Source organism: Xanthomonas sp. SHU 308 (assembly GCF_000364645.1).
Classification (GTDB): domain Bacteria; phylum Pseudomonadota; class Gammaproteobacteria; order Xanthomonadales; family Xanthomonadaceae; genus Xanthomonas_A; species Xanthomonas_A sontii.
In genome coordinates this window covers 1-2460 of the sequence record NZ_AQOK01000796.1, presented here as the reverse complement: position 1 = coordinate 2460, position 2460 = coordinate 1, and the positions used below count along the sequence as shown (strand labels likewise).

At 68.3% G+C, this 2460-nt stretch carries 2 protein-coding genes and 1 pseudogene; all 3 read left to right on the top strand.

Annotated features, from left to right (window positions below):
• Positions 1 to 647 (top strand): annotated as a pseudogene (locus tag D588_RS0120990) (hypothetical protein); the annotation flags it as partial.
• A gap of 204 nt (positions 648 to 851) precedes the next feature.
• Positions 852 to 1754, top strand: coding sequence for a hypothetical protein (locus tag D588_RS0120985; RefSeq protein WP_157835204.1), 903 nt, complete (start codon positions 852 to 854; stop codon positions 1752 to 1754).
• Positions 1755 to 1999: 245 nt separating this feature from the next.
• The coding region (locus D588_RS0120980) for a nitronate monooxygenase (RefSeq protein ID WP_017917395.1) at positions 2000 to 2460 on the top strand (461 nt) is incomplete at its 3' end.

Genomic DNA, 2460 nt, shown 5'->3' with positions numbered 1-2460 from the left:
GGGCGCTGCCGGTGCAGCCGCTGCGCGGCACGCCGCTGGCGTATGCGCAGCGCCCCGATGGCAGCCTCGCCGTCACCGAGGCGCCAGCGCGTGACGCGTGGCCGCTGGCGCAGTTGCCGCCGCGTTGCGTGGCGCGCGTGCCGGCCGCGGCCGCGTTGCTGTTCGTCGGCGCCGAGCGGGCCTGGGACGTGCATGGAGCGCCGGACACCGCGGTGGCGGATCCCACGGATAACGTGGTCGTGCATCGTCACTTTCTGCAGCTGAGCCAGGGCGACGTCCTGGTGCTGGAGGCGGTGTGGACATCCGGCCTGTTCGGTCGGCCACTGCCGGTGCCCGGCGGCAGCCGTCCGACCGACGGCGAACTGGGGCTGTTCGCGCTGTTGCACGGGCCGCAGCTGATGGCCTTGCGTCCGTCCGCGGCGACGCCGGCGTGCGTGGAGGTGGTGTGTCCGGTCGATGGGCTGTATTGCCTGGAGCTGCGGCTGTCCGGCCCGGCGGCGTGGCGCGATCGTGCTGTCGAGACGTTCGTCGATCTGCGGCTGTGGGGTGCCTTCGTCCAGTGCCCGTCGCTGTTGCGCGCTTTTTCCCTGCAGCAGGTGTGGGTCGGCGATCGGGACCGGCAATGTTTGCCGGTGCCGCTGCCGTGAGCGTCGCCGCCGCAGAGCGTTGATGCCGAAGATGGCCGGCGGCGGCAGGGAGGGCTTGGTACGCAGTGCGGCGACCTGTCGTTTCGCTGCGTCAGCGGCTGCGATGCCAGTCGCAGCGCATGACACTGGCGATGTCTAGGATGACGCGTCCGCGGACGGACATAGCTTGCTCCGGACCGGGCAACCCTAATCATCGGAGGATGTATGCAAGGACTCAATGGACAAGTGTGTAGGTTCGCGGCGGTGCTGGCGGGTGCCGGATTGGCGTTCGCGTGTGACGCAGCCTCGATCTTTTCGTATTCCAGCAACGCAGGCGACTACATCGGCCAGGGCAAGAAGGCCGTTCTGACCGATGCGAACGCGACATTCGGCGTGCGCGGCACCAAGGATCGGGTCGAGCTGTCCATCACCAGTACGGCGGGCGAGTACTGGTCGATCACGATCAGGCCGCCCGTCGGGACTGGGCTGGCTCCCGGCGTTTATGCCAATGCAGAGCGCTCGGCGTTCAAGACAGGCCGCTCGCCCGGGCTCGACGTCTCAAGCACCGGGCGGGGCTGCAACAGGATCTGGGGAAAGGTATCGATCCGGCAGGTCGCGTTCGATGCCGCCGGGAACGTGGATCAGCTGGAAGCATCCTTCGTCCAGCAATGCGAGACCAACAAGGCGCCGGCGCTCGCGGGCGTGGTCAGCTACAACGCAGCGCCGCTGTATCTGAAATTGAACAGCGGTGACGGCGACTATGTCGGCGGTGGTGTGGACAAGACGTATTACAACGATACGAGCGTGTTTGCATTGGACGGGACGCCGTCACGGCTTCGGTATGCCGCCTCGGGGCTGCGCGACGATTGGACTGCGACCATTGCGGCACCCGCCGGCAAGACCTTGGTACCGGGGCGCTATTCCATCAGCCGGTTCGCCGACAGCCTCAACGCCGGATTCGATTTCTACGGCAACGGGCGGGGGTGCAACGCGACCCGTGGCACCTTGAACGTGCGCAAGATCGAGCAGGATGCGCAGGGCAACGTGGTCCGGTTCTATGCGGACTTCGAGCAGTTCTGCGACGCGAATTCCGCACCTTTACGAGGCAGCATCCACTTCGGCGCCTGACTGCGCTTGGCGGGTCCGTGATGCACGGACCCGCCGCTTCCATTTCGCTGGTGACGTCATCCGGGTTGGGGAAAGACGTTCGCAATCCCAGCAAGACATGCCATGGCGTATGCAGTCGCCCACGGTATTTGCGCTGGACGCGCCGCCCATCGCGATAGGGAGGTCGCCTTTGTGCTGGTGCCCTCCGGCGGCAAAGGCAGGCTGTGTCCCGCATACTGACGCCTTCCGCGCACGGTGAGAGGGCAATGCAGTCTTCGCTTCAGGCTCGCGCCACCACGTTCTGCGAGCGCTTCGGCCTGCGCCTGCCGATCCTGCTCAGCCCGATGGCCGGTGCCTGCCCGGTGCCGCTGTCGGCCGCGGTCGCCACGGCCGGCGGCATGGGGGCGATGGGCGCGGTGCTGTCGGCGCCGCAGGACATCGTGGCGTGGATGGACTCGTTCCGCGCCGCCGGCGGTGGGCCGGCGCAGGTCAATCTGTGGGTGCCGGATCCGTTGCCCGCGCGCGATGCTGCCGCGGAGGCCGAGGTGCGCGCCTTTCTCGCGGCCTGGGGCCCGCCGGTCGACGCCGCCGCCGGCGATGCGGCGCCGGCCGATTTCGATGCCCAGTTCGAGGCCCTGCTTGCGGCGCGGCCGGCGGTGGCCTCGTCGATCATGGGCCTGTTCCGGCCGGACCAGGTGCAGCGCCTGCAGCAGGCCGGGATCGCCTG